Source organism: Microbacterium sp. HMWF026 (assembly GCF_003061325.1).
Taxonomy (GTDB): Bacteria; Actinomycetota; Actinomycetes; order Actinomycetales; family Microbacteriaceae; genus Microbacterium; species Microbacterium testaceum_E.
The window spans coordinates 1-4,675 of the sequence record NZ_QAJB01000003.1; the positions used below are offsets into that span (position 1 = coordinate 1).

The 4,675-nt window shown below is 72.6% G+C and carries 6 protein-coding genes; 4 read left to right on the forward strand and 2 right to left on the reverse strand.

The window, feature by feature from the left end:
• Positions 1-298: hypothetical protein (locus tag DBR36_RS00050; protein ID WP_108317010.1), on the reverse strand; the 298-nt coding region annotated here is incomplete at its 3' end.
• A 141-nt stretch (positions 299-439) separates the two neighbouring features.
• Between DBR36_RS00050 and DBR36_RS00055 the strand changes: the two genes are divergently transcribed.
• The gene (locus DBR36_RS00055; protein ID WP_181373414.1) at positions 440-874 is read left to right on the forward strand and encodes a MarR family winged helix-turn-helix transcriptional regulator; all 435 of its coding nucleotides are present in this window, start codon (positions 440-442) and stop codon (positions 872-874) included.
• On the opposite strand, the gene aztA is transcribed toward DBR36_RS00055, so the two are convergent.
• Positions 846-1,499, reverse strand: coding sequence for a zinc ABC transporter ATP-binding protein AztA (aztA, locus tag DBR36_RS00060; RefSeq protein WP_108317011.1), 654 nt, complete (start codon positions 1,497-1,499; stop codon positions 846-848). The two genes, DBR36_RS00055 and aztA, sit on opposite strands and share 29 nt — an antisense overlap.
• A gap of 56 nt (positions 1,500-1,555) precedes the next feature.
• On the opposite strand from aztA, the gene aztB reads away from it, so the two are divergent.
• The 3 genes from aztB to aztC are packed head-to-tail and all read left to right on the forward strand — an operon-like array spanning position 1,556 to position 4,547.
• Entirely contained in the window at positions 1,556-2,410 is an 855-nt protein-coding gene (aztB, locus tag DBR36_RS00065; RefSeq protein WP_108317007.1) for a zinc ABC transporter permease AztB, read from the forward strand.
• 15 nt (positions 2,411-2,425) lie between these two features.
• Positions 2,426-3,637: an ABC transporter gene (locus DBR36_RS00070; protein WP_108317008.1), complete on the forward strand. Its 1,212-nt coding sequence runs from the start codon at positions 2,426-2,428 to the stop codon at positions 3,635-3,637.
• A 1-nt stretch (position 3,638) separates the two neighbouring features.
• The gene (gene aztC, locus DBR36_RS00075) at positions 3,639-4,547 is read left to right on the forward strand and encodes a zinc ABC transporter substrate-binding protein AztC (protein WP_108317009.1); all 909 of its coding nucleotides are present in this window, start codon (positions 3,639-3,641) and stop codon (positions 4,545-4,547) included.
• Positions 4,548-4,675 lie beyond the last annotated feature (128 nt).

Consider the following 4,675-nt stretch of genomic DNA (forward strand, 5'->3'; position numbering starts at 1 on the left):
CTTCCCACGTGCGGGTGTCGACGACGAGGCCCGAGGCGGCGTTGGCCTGGTCGGCCAGGGTGCGCAGGTAGTCGCCCACGAGCTGCTCGGGCTCGGGGGACTCGAATACGAAACGCAGCGGGATCGACGGCTGCAGCCAGATCGTCGATCGGCCCGTTTCGCCCTCGACGCCCGTCCAGGTGAGAGTGAACGACTCGCCTCGTCGCAGCTTCGTCGACGCGATCACCTTGATGTAACCCATCAGGCGATCGGGAAGCGAGATGGGGGCCGTGTCGGAACCGTAGAACAGCGTTGCCATGATGATCTCCTTCGTCGAGTAGCGGGGCGCGGTCGATTTGTAATCTATCACGTATTTCACAAAGTTAATTATTTTCGTGAAATATTCAGTTTTCTGACTATGGTGAGAACAGCGGTCGGCCGGACCGCACCGAGGAGGTGGATGCCGTTGTCGCTTCCTTCTGCCCTGTTGTCCGCCCTCGATGACTACGTCGTGATGCGAGAGGCCGTGCTGGCTCAGGCGCGCCGCGACCTCGGCGTCAGCGAGCTCGAGGCGGCTGCCCTGGCGCGCATCGCCGAGGAGCCCGGCATCCGTCCCTCCAATCTGCGCGGACACCTCGGAGTGACCGCGGCGGGCGTGACGACCCTGGTCGACCGTCTGATCGGGCGCGGCCTGCTCCGACGTGAACTGGATGCCGAGGACCGCCGGGTCAATCACATCCACCTCGAGGTCGACCTCGACGCCGAGCCGTGGGTCGCCCTCCGGCGTTTTCCCCGGGACGTGGACGCGGCCATCCGCGACGAGTCCGCCGATGGTGTCGCCGCCGCAGCCGCCCTGCTGACGCGAATCACCGAGCGGGTGCGCTCGCGCGTCTGACCCGCCCGTCCGCGAGGGCGATCACCTGATCGGCCTGGGCGATGAGTCGGTCATCGTGGCTGACGCACACCACGGTCGCCCCGCGTGCGATCTCGGCGGCGATCGCGCGCCGGTTCAGCTCCGCGCTGGCGGCGTCCAGTCCTGTCGTCGGCTCGTCCAGCAGCAGGACGTCGGCACGGCGCGCCAATCCCTGCGCGAGGAGGGCCCGCTGACGCTGTCCCCCCGACAGTGAGCCGAACGGCGTCCGCGCGAGCGCGGTGATGTCGAGCTGCCGCATGGCCAGGTCGATGTCGTCGCGGAGCGCCGGGCGAAGGCGCCGGACCGCGCCGACGCGGCCCCACGCGCCGACCGACACGATCTCGCGCACGGTGACGGGCAGGTGCTCCGAGACGGCCGCGCGTTGCGGAACGAAGGCGCGCGACCGCGCCCCCGTCTCGACCCGACCGGCCGAGGGCGTGCGGGCGCCGGCGAGCACCTCGAGCAGCGTCGACTTGCCCGCTCCGTTCGGTCCGACGATCGCGGTGATCCGCCCCGCGGGGATGGTCAGGTCGACACCGGAGAGGGCCTCGACGCCGTCGAAGGCGACGCGCAGGCCGGTCGCCGTGAGGGCGGAGGGGAGGGTCATGGCATCCATCATACGAGTTTGAGAATCGTTATCACTTAACGCTACGGTCGGTCCTCGTGTCCTGGCTCTTCGACCCCTTCTCGCTCGAGTTCGTCCAGCGCGCCCTGCTCGGTGGCGTGCTGGTGTCGGTGCTGTGCGCCGTCGCCGGGACGTGGGTGATCGTGCGGGGCATGGCCTTTCTCGGCGAGGCGCTCGCGCACGGCATGCTGCCCGGCGTCGCTCTGGCGACGGTGCTCGGCGTCCCGGTGCTGGTCGGCGCCGCCGTGAGCGCCATCGCGATGAGCCTGGGCATCGGCGCCCTGCAGCGCCGCGCCAAGCTGTCGTACGACACGAGCATCGGGCTGCTGTTCGTCGGCATGCTCGCGCTCGGGGTGATCGTCATCTCGCACGCCGGGAGCTTCGCCACGGATGCCACGGCCATCCTGTTCGGCGACATCCTCGCCATCGCGCCCGGCGATCTCGTCGTCCTGGCCCTGGCCGCCGTGATCGGCGTCGGGGCGGCGATCCTCGCCCACCGCCCGCTCGTCGCCCTCGCGATCGACGAGCGCGTCGCCCGCGTGCTGGGTCTGGCCCCGCGCGTCGCGCAGGCCGTGCTCGTCGGGCTCGTCACGCTCGCCGTCGTCGCCTCGTATCAGGCGGTCGGCTCGCTGCTGGTGGTCGGGCTGCTCGTCGCCCCGGCCGTCGCCGCGCGGCAGTGGACCGCGCGCATCGCATCGACCATGGTGCTCGCCGCGGTGATCGGCGCGGCCGCGGTCGTCGTCGGACTGCTCGTCTCGTGGCACGCCGCCACCGCCGCCGGCGCGACCATCGCCGCCGCCGCGATCGCCGCCGCGGGGGTGTCGTGGGGGCTTCGCGCCGCCGTCACCGCTGCGCACCGGCGCACGGCATCCCCTCTTCTCCTTCCCGCCTGACCCGGAAAGCCCCCCATGCCCCACCTCGTGACCCGACGGCTCGCCCCTCTCGGCGGGCTGCTCGTCCTCGCCCTCGCCGGTTGCGCCGCCCCTGCTGCACCGCCGGCAGCCGCCCCGACCGCCGACACCCACGGCGAGATCGCCGGTGCCGCCGAGCTCGCCGAGCCCGCGCTGGGCCTGACCTCGATCGCCGCGGACGGCCGGGTGTCGCACCTCGACCTGCTCGACGAGACCACGTCCGACCTCGGCGCCGTCCCCCCGCCCGAGGCGATGCACTCCGACGGCCGCTACCTGTTCGCCGCCGACGACGCGGGCGTCTCGATCGTCGACAGCGGGGTGTGGACGTGGGACCACGTCGACCACTTCCACTACTACCGCGCCGAGGCGCGCATCCTCGGCGAGGTCGAGGGCGGCGGCGTCGCGACCGTCGCGACCTCGAACTCGTCCACGACCGGCGGCACGGGGCTGTTCTTCCCCGCCTCCGGCGAGGCGGTGCTGCTGGACACCGAGGCGCTGTCGCGGGGGGAGGTCGTCGAGCGGTTCCGCCTCGAGCGTCCGGCCGGGCCGGGCCTGGTCGTTCCCGCGGGCTCGTTCGCCGCGGTCGCCGCCGGGGGTGAGGTCACCCTCCACACCGCCGACGGCGAGCCCCTCGGCGAGACCACCGCGTGCGAAGATCCCGCCGGCACGATCACGACCCGCGTCGGAGCGGTGATCGGATGCCGCGACGGCGCCCTGCTCGTCACGATCGACGCCGAGACTCCCGTCGTCGAGCGCATTCCCTACCCCGCGGACACGACGGCCCCGCGCGCGACGGCCTTCGCCAACCGCGAGGGTCGACCGACCGTCGCCGCGGTCGCCGGGGACGCCGGGATCTGGATGCTCGACACCCGCGAGCGCGCGTGGACGCTCGTGCCGACGCCCGAGCCGGTCGTGCAGGCCACCGCCGTCGACGACAAGGACCACCACCTGCTCGCGCTCACGGCCGACGGCCGGGTGCTCGTCCTCGACGGGCGCACCGGGGCCCTGCGCGCCTCGTCCGCCCCGCTCGTGGGCGAGAGCCTCGCCGCCGCGCACCCCGTCTCGCTCATCGCCGACCAGCAGCGCGCGTACCTGAACGGTCCTACCGAGCAGCGCCTGTGGGAGCTCGACTTCGCCGACGGGGCACGCGTGGCGCGGGAGTTCACCCCTGCCGCCGCGCCGCTCTTCGTCGCCGAGACGGGACGCTGACGTGCGCCGCCTGCTCGCCGCCGCGGTCGCCGCGGCCCTGCTGACCCTCACCGGCTGCGCCGGGAACGCGGCATCCGATCGTCCCCTGATCGCGGTGTCGACCAACATCCTCGGCGACGTCGTGTCGCACCTCGTCGCGGACGACGTCGAGGTGTTGACGCTGATGCGTCCCGGAGCCGACCCCCACTCGTTCGAGATCTCGGCCGCCGAAGCAGCCCGCGTGCGCTCGGCCGACCTGCTCGTCGCCAACGGACTGGGCCTCGAAGAAGGACTGCAGCAGCACCTCGACGCCGCCGCGGCGGACGGGGTCGCGATATTCGTCGCCGGAGACGTCGTCGAGGTGCTCCCGTACGCGTCGGCCGACGCGGGCGGTGCCGACGACCCGCACTTCTGGACCGACCCCGCGCAGATGATCCGCGTCGTCGACGCGCTCGAGCCGGTGATCCGGGGCCTCGACGGGGTCGATGCCTCCGCCGTGACCTCTCGGGCGGCCCAGTACCGCGCCCAGCTGCAGGATCTGGATGCCGAGATGACCGCCGCCTTCGCGGCGATCCCCGCCGAACGACGCGCCCTCGTCACCAATCACCACGTGTTCGGCTACCTCGCCGAGCGCTTCGGCTTCCGCCTCATCGGCGCGGTCATCCCCGGCGGAACGACGCTCGCCGCCCCCAGCACGAGCGACCTCGCCGACCTCGTGTCGGCGATCGACGAAGCGGGGGTACCGACGATCTTCGCCGAGAGCTCCTCGCCCGACCGCCTCGTGCGCGCCCTCGCCGACGAGGCCGATCGCGACGTCGCGGTGACCGAGCTGTTCACCGAGTCGCTCACCGACGCCGCCGGCGGCGCCCCCGACTACCTGACCATGATGCGCGTCAACACGGAGCGCATCGCCACCGGGCTCTCGCCGTGACGAAGCCCCCCACCCGAAGAAAGAGGAACACCATGAGAACCTCCCCCCTGCGCCGCGCGGGCCTGCTCGCGCTCGCGGTCGGAGCCACCGTCGGCCTGTCGGCGTGCGCCGGAGCGACCGCTCCGGGC